This window comes from Bradyrhizobium sp. TM239 (assembly GCF_036247985.1).
Classification (GTDB): domain Bacteria; phylum Pseudomonadota; class Alphaproteobacteria; order Rhizobiales; family Xanthobacteraceae; genus Bradyrhizobium; species Bradyrhizobium ottawaense.
On sequence record NZ_BTIR01000005.1, the window covers coordinates 665860 to 681544 of the forward strand.

12 protein-coding genes are annotated in these 15685 nt (G+C 64.6%); 3 read left to right on the forward strand and 9 right to left on the reverse strand.

Annotated features, from left to right (window positions below; genetic code table 11):
* Positions 1–6 precede the first annotated feature (6 nt).
* On the reverse strand, positions 7–1383 hold the full coding sequence (locus AABA84_RS11885; RefSeq protein ID WP_338312144.1) for a GHMP family kinase ATP-binding protein: 1377 nt from the start codon (positions 1381–1383) through the stop codon (positions 7–9).
* Positions 1384–1580: 197 nt separating this feature from the next.
* Here AABA84_RS11885 and AABA84_RS11890 point away from each other — a divergent pair, with 197 nt between their 5' ends.
* On the forward strand, positions 1581–3218 hold the full coding sequence (locus tag AABA84_RS11890) for a carbamoyltransferase family protein (RefSeq protein ID WP_338312145.1): 1638 nt from the start codon (positions 1581–1583) through the stop codon (positions 3216–3218).
* 2 nt (positions 3219–3220) lie between these two features.
* Here AABA84_RS11890 and AABA84_RS11895 read toward each other — a convergent pair whose 3' ends face one another.
* A complete protein-coding gene (locus AABA84_RS11895; RefSeq protein ID WP_338312146.1) occupies positions 3221–4444 on the reverse strand; it encodes a phenylacetate--CoA ligase family protein in 1224 nt (407 codons plus the stop codon).
* Between the two features lie 86 nt (positions 4445–4530).
* Here AABA84_RS11895 and AABA84_RS11900 point away from each other — a divergent pair, with 86 nt between their 5' ends.
* Positions 4531–5682, forward strand: a complete 1152-nt coding sequence (locus AABA84_RS11900) for an AGE family epimerase/isomerase (protein ID WP_338312147.1) — start codon at positions 4531–4533, stop codon at positions 5680–5682.
* Positions 5683–5747: 65 nt separating this feature from the next.
* On the opposite strand, the gene AABA84_RS11905 is transcribed toward AABA84_RS11900, so the two are convergent.
* From AABA84_RS11905 to AABA84_RS11930, 6 genes are all read right to left on the reverse strand, one after another.
* Entirely contained in the window at positions 5748–6587 is an 840-nt protein-coding gene (locus AABA84_RS11905; protein ID WP_212250666.1) for an ABC transporter ATP-binding protein, read from the reverse strand.
* 163 nt (positions 6588–6750) lie between these two features.
* Positions 6751–8034, reverse strand: coding sequence for an ABC transporter substrate-binding protein (locus tag AABA84_RS11910; protein ID WP_338312148.1), 1284 nt, complete (start codon positions 8032–8034; stop codon positions 6751–6753).
* A gap of 48 nt (positions 8035–8082) precedes the next feature.
* Complete coding sequence (locus AABA84_RS11915; RefSeq protein ID WP_212250662.1) at positions 8083–9156, reverse strand: branched-chain amino acid ABC transporter permease; 1074 nt, start codon at positions 9154–9156, stop codon at positions 8083–8085.
* A gap of 3 nt (positions 9157–9159) precedes the next feature.
* Positions 9160–10053: a branched-chain amino acid ABC transporter permease gene (locus AABA84_RS11920; protein WP_212250660.1), complete on the reverse strand. Its 894-nt coding sequence runs from the start codon at positions 10051–10053 to the stop codon at positions 9160–9162.
* A gap of 283 nt (positions 10054–10336) precedes the next feature.
* Positions 10337–12268 (reverse strand): long-chain fatty acid--CoA ligase, encoded by a 1932-nt coding sequence (locus tag AABA84_RS11925; protein WP_212250658.1) that lies wholly within the window; start codon positions 12266–12268, stop codon positions 10337–10339.
* A complete protein-coding gene (locus AABA84_RS11930) occupies positions 12265–13086 on the reverse strand; it encodes an ABC transporter ATP-binding protein (RefSeq protein ID WP_212250656.1) in 822 nt (273 codons plus the stop codon). Before AABA84_RS11930 ends, AABA84_RS11925 begins: the two co-directional genes overlap by 4 nt.
* A 337-nt stretch (positions 13087–13423) precedes the next feature.
* Here AABA84_RS11930 and AABA84_RS11935 point away from each other — a divergent pair, with 337 nt between their 5' ends.
* On the forward strand, positions 13424–14098 hold the full coding sequence (locus tag AABA84_RS11935; RefSeq protein WP_200456135.1) for a Crp/Fnr family transcriptional regulator: 675 nt from the start codon (positions 13424–13426) through the stop codon (positions 14096–14098).
* Between the two features lie 6 nt (positions 14099–14104).
* Here the strand turns inward: AABA84_RS11935 and AABA84_RS11940 are convergent, their stop codons facing one another.
* On the reverse strand, positions 14105–15367 hold the full coding sequence (locus tag AABA84_RS11940; protein WP_338312149.1) for an MFS transporter: 1263 nt from the start codon (positions 15365–15367) through the stop codon (positions 14105–14107).
* Positions 15368–15685 lie beyond the last annotated feature (318 nt).

Below are 15685 nucleotides of genomic sequence, written 5' to 3' on the forward strand. Positions count from 1 at the left end.
TATGCGTCAGGCGAATCGCGCGGGAAAGCGCGACTTCCACGTCCGCAGCCCGTTCTCCTCGAACATGATGCGCGAACAGCTATGCCCCTGTTGTTCCAGCGCGGCGATGAGCTGGTAGCGCTCGAACGGACGTACGAAGAACAGGAAGTAGCCGCCGCCGCCGGCGCCCAGCAGCTTGCCGCCGACCGCGCCATGCTGCTTGGCGAAATCGTAGATCGCATCGATCGCGTCCGACGAGATCTTCGAGCTCAGCTTCCGTTTGGCGTGCCAGGCTTCGTCGATCAGCCGGCCGCATTCCAGGAGCTGGCCGCGCAGGAGATGCCGCCGGATGTCGCGCGTCACTTCCTTCTGCTTGGCGGCCGCGGCGACGGCGTCGCTGGTCTCGTGCTGGGCCTTCTGGTCGCGGTGGATGGCGCCGGAATCGCGGCCCGAGCCGGTGTAGCAGAGCACCAGGCTCTCCTCGAGCTCGGCGATGATGTTGGGGTCGAGGCGCAGCGGCACGATGGTGTTCTGGTCGGAGAAGAACTCCATGTGATTGAAGCCGCCGAACACGGTCGCGTACTGGTCCTGCCAGCCGCCGGGGATGTTGAGCATCAGCCGCTCGGCCTGGAACGCCATCTCCGCGATCTCGTGACGGTCCCACTGGTCGCCGCGGAATTCGTTGAAGCAGCCGATGATGGCGGATGTGACCACCGCCGAGCCGCCGAGGCCGGAGCCGACCGGGAAGTCGGCGGAGACCTCGAGCTCGAACCCGTAAGTCGGCTTGATCAGGCGCACGACGGACTTGATCAGTGCAAGGTTTCCGTCCGTTCCGAGCTCTGCGAGATTGTCGGCCTCGATCGTGTTGCGGAAATCGTGCGAATAGATCCGGATGCTGGAATCGCTCCGGCGCCGCAATGTCGCGTGAGCGTACATCTTGATCGTGGCGTTGATGACCGCGCCGCCGTCATTCTCCACGAAATAGTGCGTCAGGTCGGTGCCGCCGCCGGAAAAGCTGATCCGCACCGGCGAGCGGGCGCGCGCGAACACCTCGCTCTCTTCGGACAGGTTGAACAGCTCGCGGCTGAACACGTCGACGAGCCGTCCTTCGCCATCGAGGATCGGCACCACGTGCACGCGCTGGTCGAGCAATTTGAGGATCTGTTCGCGCGGACCGCCGGCCCTCGCCGAGACGAAGTTGCGATTGATGCAGGTCGCAACCCGGTCCTGGATCGTGGTCCCGGTGAGCATGCGCCTGCGGATGTCGCCGTCAGTCACGGCGCCGACGATTCGTCCGCTCGCGTCCTGTGCGAACAGGATGCCGAGCATGTTCGCATTCAGGCGCCGGAAGGCTTCCTCAATGCTCTCGGTCTCGGCGATGGTGACGAGGGTTCGTTCAAGCACGTTTCGGGGTCCAGGAAGGGCCAATTCCAGGCCATATCGCAGCAGGGTTGGTAATACGGGAGCGGCAGGGGCGATGCAAGGTTCCTGCGCCCGGCGGCATCGGGCCAAAATGGCCGGCGTCGAGCGCTTCGGTCGGGCCGGAGCCGATTTACATTGGCCGCGGTTTCTATAGAAGGCTCCCGAGGGGGCCACGCGACATGTATGTGATCGGAATCAGCTCGGGGATCAAGCACGGGCATCACGACGGCGCGGCGGTTTTGCTGCGCGACGGGGAGCTGATCGCTGCTGCCGAGGAGGAGCGCTTCACGCTGGCCAAACATGCGCGCGGCGAGCTGCCGCGCGGCGCGATCGGCTTCTGCCTGAAGCAGGCCGGTATCACCATGCGCGACGTCGACTGGATCTGCTCGCCGCTGAAGACCTACACCAACTACACGCAGCGTCTCACCGAATATTTCAAGTATCAGTTCGGCCACAGCCCGAAGATCGAGCTCTATGACCATCACCTCTGTCATGCCGCGAGCTCGTTCTACGGCTCCGGTTTCTCGGAGGCGACCGTGGCCTGCTTCGACTTCTCGGGTGATTCCAGCTCCGGCCTCGTCGCCCATGCGCGCGGCAACGACTTCCGCGTGCTGACGCGGTTCGGCCGCAACAACAGTCTCGGGCTCTATTACGGGATGCTGACGCAGTATCTCGGCTATCAGATGACCAATGACGAGTACAAGGTCATGGGCCTGTCGTCCTATGGCAGTCCGGACTATCTCGACAAGTTCGCCAAGCTGCTGCGTCCGAACGGCATCAATTACGAGCTCGATCCCGAGCTCGACAAGCGCAGGCGCGACGCCGAGATCTTCACCAGTGATTTCTCGACGCGGCAGGAGCGCATCTTCACCGAGAAGATGGAGGAGATTTTGGGACCGCGGCGGCTGCGCGGTCAGCCGCTCGATCAGCGGTTGACCAACATCGCCGCAAGCGGCCAGAAGCAGCTCGAGATCGTCACCACCGAGGTGATCCGCACAACGATTGCCGAGACCGGCTGCGGTGATGTCTGCATCGCCGGCGGCGTCGGGCTGAACTGCAAGATGAACATGGAGATTGCGGCCGAGCCGTCCGTGAAGCGTCTTTACGTCCCACCGGTGCCGCATGATGCAGGCGTGGCGCTCGGCGCCGCGATGATGAAATGCGCCGAGGCGGGCCACGCGATCGCGCCGCTGACCCACGCTTACTGGGGACCGGAATATTCCAACGACACGATTCGGGAGATGCTGGACAAGATCGGCGCGCGGTTCGAGCTGCTCGACGATCCCGTGTCGCGCTGCGTCACCGATTTGACCGAGCAGAAGACGGTCGGCTGGTTCCAGGGGCGGATGGAGTACGGCCCGCGCGCGCTCGGCAACCGCTCGATCCTGGCCGATCCCAGGCATGCGGGCATGAAGGACCGCATCAACCTCACCATCAAATATCGCGAGGAATTCCGCCCGTTCTGTCCGTCAGTGCTGTACGAACGTCAGGCCGAGTATTTCGAGGACACGTTCGACGCGCCCTTCATGGTGGTGACGTTCCCGGTCAATCAGAAGGTCGCCGAGACCATGCCCGCGGTGGTCCACGTCGACAACACCGCGCGCATCCAGAGCGTCCATGCGGACAGCAACCCGCTCTATAGCCGCCTGATCGGCGAGTTCGCGAAGGCGACCTCGTTGCCGGTTCTGATCAACACCAGCCTCAACATCAACGAGCAGCCGACGGTGAACGCACCGCTGGAGGCGCTGCACACCTATTTCTGTTCGGGCCTGGACGTCTTGTATCTCGGTAACTATCGGCTCTCGAAGTCGAGCTGAGACTACCGTTCGTCCGCAATCACCTTGCCGTCGTTCGGCAGCGCGCCGGGACTGACGAACTCGACGCTTCCGCCGAGTTTCGTCACGGCACGCAAGCTTGTCGCAATCTCCTCGCGCAGGGCGTCGCTCGCAACCGACGTTTCCGCCTTCAGCGTCATCGCGTCGGTCTCGCCCTGCCGTGTGACGACGAGGCGCAGTCTTCCGAGCGCGGAATGACGCTTGCCGATCTCGGCGATCTGTTCGGGGCGGATGAACATGCCCTTGACCTTGGTGGTCTGGTCGGCGCGGCCCATCCAGCCCTTGATGCGCATGTTGGTGCGCCCGCACTTGCTTGGGCCCGGCAGCACTGCGGTGAGGTCGCCGAGGGCGAGCCGGATCCAGGGATGGTGCGGATCGAGCGACGTCACCACGATCTCGCCGACGTCGCCCGGCGCTACGGGATCGCCGGTGCCGGGCTTGACGATCTCCAGGATCAGGTCTTCGTTCACGACCATGCCCTCGCGCGCCCCGGTCTCGAACGCGATGAGGCCGAGATCGGCGGTGCCGAAGGCCTGGTAGGCGTCGATGCCGCGCGCCTTGATCTCGGCCTGGAGCGAGGGCGGGAACGCCGCCCCCGAGACCAATGCGCGCTTGATCGAGGAGACGTCGCGTCCCGAGCTCGCTGCGGCATCGAGCAATATCTTCAGGAAGTCCGGCGTGCCGCTGTAGCCAACCGGGCGGTAGGCCTCGATCAGCTCGAATTGCTGTTCGGTATTGCCGGGCCCTGCCGGGATCACGGCGCAGCCGAGCGCCCGCGCCGACGCGTCGAAGATGAAGCCGCCGGGGGTGAGATGGTAGCTGAAGGTGTTGAGGACGATGTCATCGGGGCGGAACCCTGCCGCGAACAACGCCCTTGCGCCGCGCCAGGGATCGGCCTGCCGCCCCTCCGGCTCGAAAATGGGGCCTGGGGAGGTAAAGAGGCGGGCGAATGAGCCCGGCTCCGCCGCCACGAAGCCTCCGAAGGGCGCAGAGGCCTTGTGCAGGGCGGGCAGTTCCGACTTGCGCAATACCGGCAGGCCCGCTAGCGCCGTTCTGGAGGTCACAGCGGCGGGATCGAGACCTCTCAGCCGCTCGGCATAGGCCGGGGCGGCCATCGCGGCTCGCAGCACCTCCGGGAGGCGGGAGAACAGATCGGCCTCGCGGGCGGCTTGTTCGCGCGTCTCGCGGGCATCGTAGTGGGCGGTCATGGCTGTTCTTTCCGTGTTGGCATCCGTTGCGCGCCGCCGCTGGCGTGGGTATCAGACGGCCATTGGCGAGGCCTAGAGAGGACGCGATGGCGGACGAAGGAATCATTGCGGCGGAGGAGGCGACGGACGTCGTCGCGCGCCTGAAGGGCCGTATGATCGAGGAGGCGCTGCCGCTGTGGTCGACCGTCGGCTGGGATCCTGCCGCAGGCGGTTTCATCGACCGGCTGCACCGCGACGGCACCGCGGATGCGGCCGCGCCGCGGCGCGTGTTCGTGCAGGCCCGCCAGATCTATTGTTACGCCAAGGCCGCGCAGACGGGCTGGTACCCCGAGGGCCGCGCCATCGCGCTGAAGGGGCTGGAGCATCTTCTGGCCACAGCCAAGGCGCCTGACGGCCAGCCGGGCTATGTGCACCAGCTGACGCCGGAAGGTGCGGTGCTGGACGGCCGGCGCGATGCCTACGACCACGCCTTCATCCTGTTTGCGCTCGCGACCGTCTACGCGCTCGACCAGGACGCCCAGGTTCGTGCCGAGATCGACGCGCTGCTCGCTTTCCTCGACAGTCATCTCCGCTCGCCGCATGGGGGCTTGCACGAAGGCCTTCCGGTGTCGCTGCCGCGCCGGCAGAACCCGCACATGCACCTGTTCGAGGCGATGATCGCGTGTTTCGACGCGACCCACGATCTGTCGTTCCAGAATCGCGCCGGCGAGTTCTTCGCGCTGTTCCTGGCCAATCTCTACGACAAGCGGAAGTGTGCGCTCGGCGAGTATTTCGAGGAGGACTGGTCGAAGATCGAGCCGGTCAGCGTCGAGCCCGGTCACCAGGCGGAATGGGCCTGGCTGCTGAAGGGGTTTGAACGCATCACGGGCTGCCCGACCGGGCAGCGGCGCGCCGAATTGCTGGTGACCGCGCTCCGGTACCGCGACGAGGCCACGGGCTGCCTGATCGACGAGGGCGACGACATCGGCAATATCCGCCGCAGCACGCGCCGGCTGTGGCCGCAGACCGAGATCGCGAAGGCGTGGATCGCGCAGGCCGAATCTGGCGAGGCGGGCGCGGCCGAGGAAGCGCGCGCGGCGCTGGTGCGGCTCGAACGGCATTATCTCAGCCATCCCGTGAAGGGCGGCTGGTACGACCAGTTCGATCGCGACGGCAAGTCGCTGATCGACACCATTCCCGCGTCGTCGTTCTATCATGTTCTCTGCGCAGTCACGGAAGCGGAGCAGGTGCTGGAGTAAGACTCTTTTGTTTTGACGCGTTTTCTTCACGCGAACCGGTTCCCACTTCGCTTGAAAACGCTTTGTCAAAGCCAGCGCTTGCGCCGCTTGAAGCTCTTGAGGTTCTTGAAGCTCTTGCGCTGGTCGCCGGCGCCGCCGAGGTAGAATTCCTTGACGTCCTCGTTGTCGCGCAATTCGTCCGCGGTGCCGTCGAGCACGACCTTGCCCTGCTCCATGATGTAGCCATGGCTCGCCACCGACAGCGCGGCGCGTGCGTTCTGCTCGACCAGGAGGATGGTGACGCCGAGGTCGCGGTTGATCTTCTGGATGATCGAGAACACCTCTTTCACCAGCAGCGGCGACAGGCCCATCGACGGCTCGTCCATCAGGATCATCTTCGGGCGCGCCATCAGCGCGCGGCCGATCGCGAGCATCTGCTGCTCGCCGCCGGAGAGATAGCCGGCCAGCCCGGTGCGTTCCTTCAGGCGCGGGAAATAGTTGAAGACCATCTCGAGATCCGCATCGACCTCGCGGTCCCTCCGGGTGAAGGCGCCGAGCCTGAGGTTTTCCAGCGACGTCATGTCGGCGATGATGCGGCGGCCCTCCATCACCTGGAAGATGCCGCGGCGGACGATCTTGTCGGGATCGATGCCATTGATGCGCTCGCCCTCGAACAGGATCTCGCCGCGTGTGACCTCGCCGTCCTCGGTCTTGAGCAACCCCGAGATCGCCTTCAGCGTCGTCGACTTGCCGGCGCCGTTCGCGCCCAGCAACGCCACGATCGCCCCCTTGGGCACGTCGAGGCTCAGGCCGCGCAGCACCAGGATGACGTCGTCATAGACGACCTCGATGTTGCGCACGGCGAGGAGGGGCGGCGCTGGGACGGCGGTGGGGGTGGTTCGAACAGCTTCTGCGGTCTGGGTCATGCTTCGTAACTCTCCGCTGTCGTCGCCCGGCTTGACCGGGCGACCCAGTATTCCAGAGACGCCGGAGATTCATTGAGAAGCCGCGGCGTACTGGATCCCCCGCCCCAGTGCGCAAGGCGCACAAGGCGGGGGATGACAGTTGTGTTTGGGGCGATGGTGAGGCTCACCAGCCCAGCAGTTCCGGCTTGCGCGGCAGCTCGACGGTCTTGACCTTCTCGAGCTTGATCGTGCCCTTGGCCATGAGGTCGTTGAGGTCGCCATCGGTCGCGCCCGAGACCTTGGTGCGATAGAGATCGACCTTCAGCGTGCCGCGATGGTCTTTGTCGGTCCAGGTCGAGGGATTGCAGACGCCTTCCATGCCGGCCGGCACCCAATCCTTCTTCTGGTAGAAGCCCTTGGCGACGTTGTCTCCGGTGGCGCCGCCGTTCTTGGCGGCCCAGTCGATCGCTTCCTTCATGTAAAGAGCCGAGCAGACGGCCGCGACGTAGTGCACGGGACGATAGACCTTGCCGCTGGCGTCGGACATCTTCGAGATCTCCAGCACCGTCTTCATGCCGGGCGCATCGCCGCCCCAGCTCACCGCGGTGCGCAACGGGAAGATCACGCCGTTGGCGGCATCTCCGGCCGTCTTGGCGGCGTTCTCGTCCATGCCCCAGACATTGCCCATGAACTGGATCTCGACGCCGGCGGTCTTGCAGGCCTTCAGGACGGAGATGTTGGAAGCCGCGGTGTTGCCGAGATAGGCGTAGTTGGCACCCGAGGATTTCAGGCTCAGGCACTGCGCGCTGTAGTCGCCCGGCGTCAGAGCGAACACCAGCGGCGGCAGCACCTCGAAGCCGAGCTCCTGCGCCATCGCTTCACCGGCGGCCTTCGGCGCGTTCGGATAGGGGTGGTTGGCGCCCATATGCACGAATTTCGGCTTGCCGGACTTGCCCTTGGCCTTCCAGTCCTCTGCGGCCCACATCAGCATCGCGCGCAGCGAGTCCGAATAGCTCGGGCCATAGAAGAAATTGTAAGGCGCAGGCTTGGCCTTGCCGCTCGTGCCTTCCGGATCGGTCAGTGCCGCGGCATAGGAGCCGGACATGTCGGGGATCTTGTCCTGGGCGAGGAAGCCGGTCAGTGCCTCGGTGTCTGCAGTGCCCCAGCCCATGATCGCGGCGACCTTGCTGTCCGGTGCCGACCACTTCTTATACAGCGCGATCGCGCGGGGCACCTGGTAGCCATAGTCGTTGGTGTCGACGTTGAGCTGCTTGCCGCCGACGCCGCCGTTCTTGTTGACCCAGGCGAAGGTGTCGGCGACGGCCTGGCCATAGGGCGTGCCGACGTCGGAGGTGCCTCCGGAATAGTCGGCGAGATGGCCGAGCGCGATCTGCGCCTGCGCGCCGGCCGAAAATGCGGCGATCGCGATCGCGAGCGATGCGGTGCTCAAAAGGGACTTCATCGTCATGGGTCGGGTCCTCCTGTTTATTGTTTAAGTGAAGTTAGTTGCCCGCGCTCAATGCGAGAACGGGTAGAGTTTCCAGTACGCCTTGATCTGCCGCCAGCGATGCGCGAGCCCGTCAGGCTCGAACATCAGGAACGCGATGATGATCACTCCGATCGCGATCTCGCGCAGGAAGGTGATGTTGGTGTTGAGCGACAGAGCCTTGTCGATCGCGCCGCCCTTCAGGTACAGGCTGATGAATTCCATGGACTCCGGCAGCAGCACCACGAAGGCGGTGCCCATCAGCGTGCCCATGATCGAGCCGGTGCCGCCGATGATGATCATGGCCAGGAACAGGATCGAGCGCTCGATGCCGAAACCCTCCTGCGACACCACGAGCTGGTAGTGCGCGTAGAGCGCGCCGGCGATGCCGGCGAAAAAGGCGGCGAGCCCGAACGACAGCGTGCGGTATTTCGTCAGGTTGATGCCCATGATCTCGGCGGAGAGATAATGGTCGCGGATCGCCACCAGCGCGCGGCCGTCGCGTGTGCGCATCAGATTGGTAACGAGGATGTAGCAGAGCAGCACATAGGCCAGCACGACGTAGAAATACTGTTTGTCGCCGCGCAACGTGTAGCCGAAGATCGAGAACGGATTCGCGCTCGCCGGCACCGAGCCGCCGGTGAACCACTCCGCGCGGGAGAAGAAGTCGAGCAGGATGTACTGCGCGGCGAGCGTCGCGATGACGAGATAAAGCCCCTTCAGTCGCGCCGCCGGAATGCCGAAGATCAGGCCGACCAGCGCGGTGACGACGCCAGCGAGCGGGATCGCGAAGAACACCGGTATCGGCGCGTTGTTGGAGATGTAGGCCGAGGTGAAGGCGCCGAGCAGGAAGAACGCGGCATGCCCGATCGAGATCTGGCCGGTGAAGCCGACCAGGATGTTGAGCCCGAGCGCCGCGATCGAGAAGATGCCGATCTGGATCAGGATGCTGAGCCAGTAGCCGCCAAGGAACTGCGGCACGAGGCACAGCGCGAGCACGCCGGCGATCGCGAAGTTGCGGCTGGTCGTGGTCGGAAAGATCGTGGTGTCGGCCGCATAAGAGGTGCGGAAGTCACCAGCAGGAATGAGGGCAGGGCCGGCCATGGGTCAAATCCGCTCGATGTCGTGGGTGCCGAACAGGCCGTAGGGCTTGATCATCAGCACGATGATGAGGACGTAGAACGGCGCGATCTCGTAGAGATTGCCCCAGTGCAGGTACTCGCTGTCGACATATTGCGCGACGTTCTCGAGCAGGCCGATGATGATGCCGCCGAGCACGGCGCCGCCGACGGAGTCGAGCCCGCCGAGGATCGCCGCCGGAAACACCTTGATGCCGTAGGCGGCAAGGCCCGAGGACACGCCGTTCACGACCGCAACGACGACACCGGCGACCGCGGACACCGTCGCCGAGATCGCCCAGGCCATCGCGAACACGCTTTTCACGGAAATGCCGAGCGATTGCGCGACCTGCTGGTTGAACGCGGTGGCGCGCATCGCAAGGCCGTATTTGGAGGCGCGGAAGAACCAGGCCATGCCGATCATCATGGCGACGGAAACCACCAGGCTCATGACATAGACGGTCTGGATCTGTAAGCCCAACAGGCTGACCGACTGGCTCTCGAACACGCGCGGGAACGGCTGCGGGTTGACGCCGAACATCCATTTCAGCGTTGCCTGCAGCACGGTGGAAAGGCCGATCGTCACCATGATCACGGAGATGATGGGCTCGCCGATCATCGGCCGCAGGATCAGCACCTGGACCGCGATGCCGAACATGAACATGAACACCAGCGTCATCGGCATGCCGATCCAGAACGGCACCTGATATTTGGCAAGCAGGGCCCAGCACACCCAGGCGCCGACCAGCAGCAATTCACCTTGCGCGAAGTTGACGACCTGCGTCGCCTTGTAGATCAGCACGAACGACATCGCGACCACGCCGTAGAGCGTGCCGACCACGAGGCCGTTGACCAGGAGCTGGATGAGGAAGGCGGTGTTCATGTCATGCTGTCCTTCGCCTCTCCCCGCTTGCGGCCGGGCAATCGCATATGACTTGATAGTTTGAGTGCTAAAGCCTTCACGGCGTCCTGGTCGGGCATGTCCCGGCCATCCACGCCTAGCCACGCAGAACGAAGAACGTGGATGCCCGGGACAAGCCCGGGCATGACGACCTCTTGCGAAGGCTCGATTACCCGCATCCTCACCCGGATCGCTGACGCGCTCCGGCCTCTCCCCGCAAGCGGGGAGAGGGGAAGGGCGGCACCGCTCGCGACGGTAGATCGTGTCACTCCGCCGCCTCCGCCATGTGCCCGTGCCCGCCGAGATCGACCACGCGCAGTGTCGTCCGCACGCGCTGCGTGGTGCCGTCCTGGAAGCGGATCACGGTGTCGACGGGGATGTCGGCATCGCCGCGGTAGATGGCGTCGATGATCCCTTCGTATTTCTCGTTGATGACACTGCGACGCACTTTGCGGGTGCGGGTGAGCTCGCCGTCGTCGGCGTCGAGCTCCTTGTAGAGCAGCAGGAAGCGCGAGATGCGCTGCGCCGGCGGCAGCGTGGCGTTGACGGTCTCGACCTCCTTGCGGAGCAGGGCATAGACCTCGGGGCGGGAGGCGAGATCGCTGTAGGTCGTGAACGAGAGCCGGTTCTTCTCCGCCCATTTCGAGATGATGGAGTAGCGGATGCAGATCATCGCCGCGAGCGCATCACGACCGGCGCCGAGCACCACGGCTTCGGCGATATAGGGCGAGAACTTCAGCTTGTTCTCGATGAACTGCGGCGAGAAGCGCTCGCCGCGCGAGGTCTCGGCGAGATCCTTGATGCGGTCGATGACGACGAGCTGCTGGTTCGCGTTGAAATAGCCGGCGTCGCCCGACAACATCCAGCCGTCCTTGATGTCGGCGACGCTCGCCTCGGGATTCTTGTAGTAGCCGAGGAACATGTTGGGATGCCGCACCACGATCTCGCCGACGCCGTGGACGTCGGCATTGTCGATGCGGATCTCGACTTGGTCGGACATAGGTACGCCCGTGGTGTCGGGATCGACCTTGCCCTCGGGATGCAGCGTATAGGCCCCCAGCAGCTCGGTCTGGCCGTACAGCGTGCGCAGCGGCACGCCCATGGCCTGGAAGAACTTGAAGGTCTCGGGCCCGAGCGCCGCGCCGCCGGTCGCGGCCGAGCGCAGCCGGGTGAAACCGAGTCGATCGCGCAGCGCGCGGAACAGGATCGCGTCGGCAAGGCCCGACCGCTTGCCCTGTTCGAGCGCAGAGAGGCCACTTCTCATGCCGACGTCGAACAGGCGCTGCTTGAGAGGCGTCGCGTCCATCACCTTGGCGCGGACGTCGGCGGCGATGGATTCCCAGACGCGGGGTGCGAACAGCACGAACGTCGGCGCGATCTCGCGCAGATCGTTCATCATGGTATCGGGTTCTTCGACGAAGTTGATCTTCATCCGGCAGAGCAGGCCTTTGCCGAGCACGTAGACCTGCTCCATGATCCACGGCAACGGCAGCACCGAGACGTATTCGTCGTCCGGGCCCTTGGGGTCGAAGGCAAGATAAGTCGCGCAGTGGCCGAGCACGCGGCCGGCAGCGAGCATCGCGAGCTTGGGATGGGACGTGGTGCCCGACGTCGTGCAGAGGATGGCGACGTCCTCGCCCTTGGTGGCATCCACCAGCCTGTCGTAGAGCTCGGGCTCCCGCGTGGCACGTGCCCGGCCGAGCTCGGCGAATTTCTCCGCAGACATCAGCCTGGGGTCGTCGTATTTCCGCATCCCGCGTGGATCGGAATAGATGATGTGCTTCAGCTTCGGCGCGCGGTCGGCGAGGGTGAGCAGCTTGTCGACCTGCTCCTCGTCCTCCGCGAAGACGAGCTGCGCCTCGCCATAGTTGAGGAGATAGGAGGCCTCCTCGTCCAGCACGTCGCGATAAAGTCCGAGGCTGAGGCCGCCGATGGCGTGCGTCGCCACTTCCGCCGCCACCCAGTCCGGCCGGTTGTCGCCGATGATGCCGATGACGTCGCCGCGGCCAAGGCCCATTTCGAGAAGACCGAGCGCAAAGTCGCGCACGCGGGTGTGGTAGTCGTTCCAGGTGAACAGCCGCCAGAGCCCGAGATCCTTCTCGCGCAACGCGATTTCGTTGCCGTGCTCCTTCGCGTTGAGCCGGAGCATCTTCGGATAGGTGTCGGCCTGCGCGACGCGGCCTGCGTAATCCATCATGCCGCGCTCTCCTGCGCGGGTGCGGCGTCATCCGGATCGACCAGCACCTCGTCTTCTTCACCAAGATAGGCACGCTTGACGTGGGGATCGGCGAGCACCGTCGCCGGATCGCCTTCGGCGATCTTCTTGCCGAAATCCAGCACCATGACGCGGTGGGAGATGTCCATCACCACGCCCATGTCGTGCTCGATCATCACCACCGTCATCCCGAATTCCTCGTTGAGATCGACGATGTAGCGGGCCATGTCCTCCTTCTCCTCGAAGTTCATGCCGGCCATAGGCTCGTCGAGGAGAATGAGACGCGGCTCCAGCGCCATGGCGCGGGCGAGCTCGACGCGCTTGCGCAGGCCGTAGGAGAGGGTGCCGGCTTGCGCCTTCCGCACCGACTGGAGGTCGAGGAAGTCGATGATCTCCTCGACCTTGCGGCGGTGCTCGAGCTCCTCCTTGCGCGCGCCGGTGAGCCAGTACAGCGAGCCTGTGATGAAATTGTTCTTCAGGAGATGGTGGCGCCCAACCATGATGTTGTCGAGCACGCTCATATGGTGGAACAGTGCCAGATTCTGGAAGGTGCGGCCGATGCCGAGCGAGGCGCGGGCGTTCGGCGTCAGGGCGGTGATGTCGCGGCCCTGGTAGAACAGCTGGCCTTCGGTCGGCTTGTAGCGACCGGAAATACAGTTCACGATCGAGGTCTTGCCGGCGCCGTTGGGGCCGATGATCGAGAACAGCTCGCCCTCCCTGATGGAGAAGCCGACGTCGGTCAGCGCCCGGACGCCACCGAATCGCAAGGACACGTCGCGCACTTCAAGACTGGTAGCCACCAAACGAAACCCTCCCGGTGATGGCGCTTTCTAGTGGCGCTCTTCGTCCGTTCCTGCCCAGCGATCCTAGTACGGCGGTGCCGGTGAGGCCATGCAGCAGATGGTCTCGACCGGAGCCGCGCCACTCTCGTTCCCGTCAGGGATCAAAAGCCGCATCGTCCGAGGTGGTCCTCAATAGGGGAAAGCGCTATTTTGAAATGTCTCCCGGCTGACAATTCTGCGACAAAGTTTGCCGGGCGGCAGCGGTCTTCATCTTTCGTCGGATGGCGGCCGAAATGATCATGTTGCAATGCAACAGAACGCGGAGTGACGAAACGGTGCGGCTGGCCGCGAGATCATGATTTCAGAAGATCATCTGAAGCGCGTGGCCGCCTGGTCGCGCGAGCTCACGCAAGCGGAGATCGAGGTCGCGCGCGCCGGAATCACGGAGCGGTCCTACGGCACCGGCGAGACCGTGTTCATGCGCGGCGATATTTTTGCCTATTGGGCCGGCATGGTGGGCGGCCTTGCCCGCATGGGCGGGGTCTCCAGGGACGGCAAGGAGACCAGCCTCGCCGGGCTGACTGCGGGGGCCTGGTTCGGCGAAGGCAGTGTGCTCAAGAACGAGCCGCGCCGCTATGACGTGGTCGCGCTACGCGACAGCCGCGTCGCGCTGATGGAACGCAGCGCCTTCATGTGGCTGTTCGAGAACAGCGTCGGCTTCAACCGCTTTCTGGTGCGTCAGCTCAACGAACGGCTCGGCCAGTTCATCGGCATGCTCGAGGTCAACCGCACCCTGGATGCCACCGCGCGCCTCGCCCGCAGCATCGCCTCGCTGTTCAACCCGATCCTCTATCCGGAATCGACCGCGCATCTGGAGATCACCCAGGAGGAGATCGGCGCGCTCTCGGGCATGTCCCGCCAGAACGCCAACCGCGCGCTGAACCGGCTGGAGAAGGAGGGACTGCTCCGGCTCGAATATGGCGGCGTCACCATCCTCGATATCGAGCGGCTGCGCGGGTATGGGGATTAGGCGCGGTCACCGCGCATTGGCCGGGGCGTGGACCGGCCAGAGGTCGGCGCGCCAGCGGATCGCGATCGCCAGCATCGCGATCAGGCCGGCGGCGGCATAGAGCGAACCCGTCGCGGAATAGCCGATGATGTCGATCAGGCTGCCGGCCGCGAGCAATCCGATGGGCAGGCCGTAGATCACCATCATGCGCACGCCCATCACGCGGCCACGAAGGTGCGCACTGGCCGTTCGCATCAGGATGACGGCTGCCGAGATCATCGACATGCTCTGGGCGATGCCGGCGAGCACGAGGCAGGCCATCGCCACCGGCATGGTCCTGATCTCGACGAACACCAGCAGCATGGCGTACCAGGCCAGTGTCGCGCCGATCAGAAGCCGGGCAATGCGCACTCCGCTGACGAGGCTCAGCGTGATGGAGCCGATCAGCGAGCCGACGGCAAAGCTCGCCGAGAGGTAACCGAGGCCGGTCTGGTCGGTATGAAAGATCTCCCGGGCGATGTAGGGCAGCAATCCGCCAGTGAAGGGAAATGCGGTGAGGTTGGCCAGGAAGGCGACGCACAGTGCCGCACGCATTCCCGGGCCACTCCAGGCGTAAACGATCCCTTCCTTCAGATCGCCGAGCAGCCGCGAGACGGCATGGTTATTCGCCGGAAGATCGCTCGTGATGACGGTCCTCTTCGGCCGGGTCAGACACAGCATGAGAAGCGCGGCCACGAAGTAGAGACAGGCGATCGCCACGTAAACGAGGCCAATGCCGAGGACGGCGAACAGCCCCGCGCCCGTCAGCGCGCCGGCGATGCGGGCGCTGTCCTGGGTCGTGCGTGCGACGCTGATGGCACCCACCAGCTGCTCGGCCGGCATGATCTCGGCGAGCAGCGCGCCCCGGACGCCGAGATCCGAGGGGCGAATCAGGCCCATGACCGCGACGATGATCATGACGCTGAGCGGCGACAGATGACCGGTCAGCGCCAAAACCATGATGGTCGACGAGAGCACCGTATAGGCAAGACGCATCGCGACCAGGAGATCGCGATGACCCATGCGGTCGCCGATCATGCCGAACACCGGCGCGACCAATGTCCCGACGAACTGGAGCGAGGCAAGCACGGTGAGCAGCAGCACCGAGCCGGTCTCGACCAGGATGTACCAGCCCAGCACTAGCGTCTCGACCTCGAACGCCCAGGAGGTGAGCAGGTCGGACGGCCACTGGAAGCGATAGTTGCGGATGCGGAATGGTGCGAGCGCCGACGGCCGCGCGGCTGCGCTCAAAACGCGATGACGCGTGTCACGGCGATTCCCTTGCCTTGTTGTTTCTTCTTTCCGTTCAGCAACGTAGCGTTGGCGACGCGCGTGTCAATCGGACCCGCCGCATGCCGCCATGCGTGGCTGCATCAGCACGGCCGCAGCAGGTCCGTGACCGGTCCGCGCGAATGTCTTCCCCTGGTTCCTGCGATCGGTTCGTCCATGGACGCATGAGGCGGTCATAGTGTCTTCATCTTGCCGTGGCCCAACAGGTCGCGGGCGCGGGGGATCGGAGCGATCGCAGCATGTGGGTAAGGTGGCCGAGGTTTGCCGCGCAGTCTTTTT

What these genes read in the sequence shown, in the direction of transcription:
- AABA84_RS11890 (WP_338312145.1), top strand. Translation starts at nt 1,581, where the DNA reads ATGTATGTGATCGGAATCAGCTCGGGGATCAAGCACGGGCATCACGAC.
- AABA84_RS11895 (WP_338312146.1), bottom strand. Translation starts at nt 4,444, where the DNA reads ATGACCGCCCACTACGATGCCCGCGAGACGCGCGAACAAGCCGCCCGC.
- AABA84_RS11900 (WP_338312147.1), top strand. Translation starts at nt 4,531, where the DNA reads ATGGCGGACGAAGGAATCATTGCGGCGGAGGAGGCGACGGACGTCGTC.
- AABA84_RS11905 (WP_212250666.1), bottom strand. Translation starts at nt 6,587, where the DNA reads ATGACCCAGACCGCAGAAGCTGTTCGAACCACCCCCACCGCCGTCCCA.
- AABA84_RS11910 (WP_338312148.1), bottom strand. Translation starts at nt 8,034, where the DNA reads ATGACGATGAAGTCCCTTTTGAGCACCGCATCGCTCGCGATCGCGATC.
- AABA84_RS11915 (WP_212250662.1), bottom strand. Translation starts at nt 9,156, where the DNA reads ATGGCCGGCCCTGCCCTCATTCCTGCTGGTGACTTCCGCACCTCTTAT.
- AABA84_RS11920 (WP_212250660.1), bottom strand. Translation starts at nt 10,053, where the DNA reads ATGAACACCGCCTTCCTCATCCAGCTCCTGGTCAACGGCCTCGTGGTC.
- AABA84_RS11925 (WP_212250658.1), bottom strand. Translation starts at nt 12,268, where the DNA reads ATGATGGATTACGCAGGCCGCGTCGCGCAGGCCGACACCTATCCGAAG.
- AABA84_RS11935 (WP_200456135.1), top strand. Translation starts at nt 13,424, where the DNA reads ATGATTTCAGAAGATCATCTGAAGCGCGTGGCCGCCTGGTCGCGCGAG.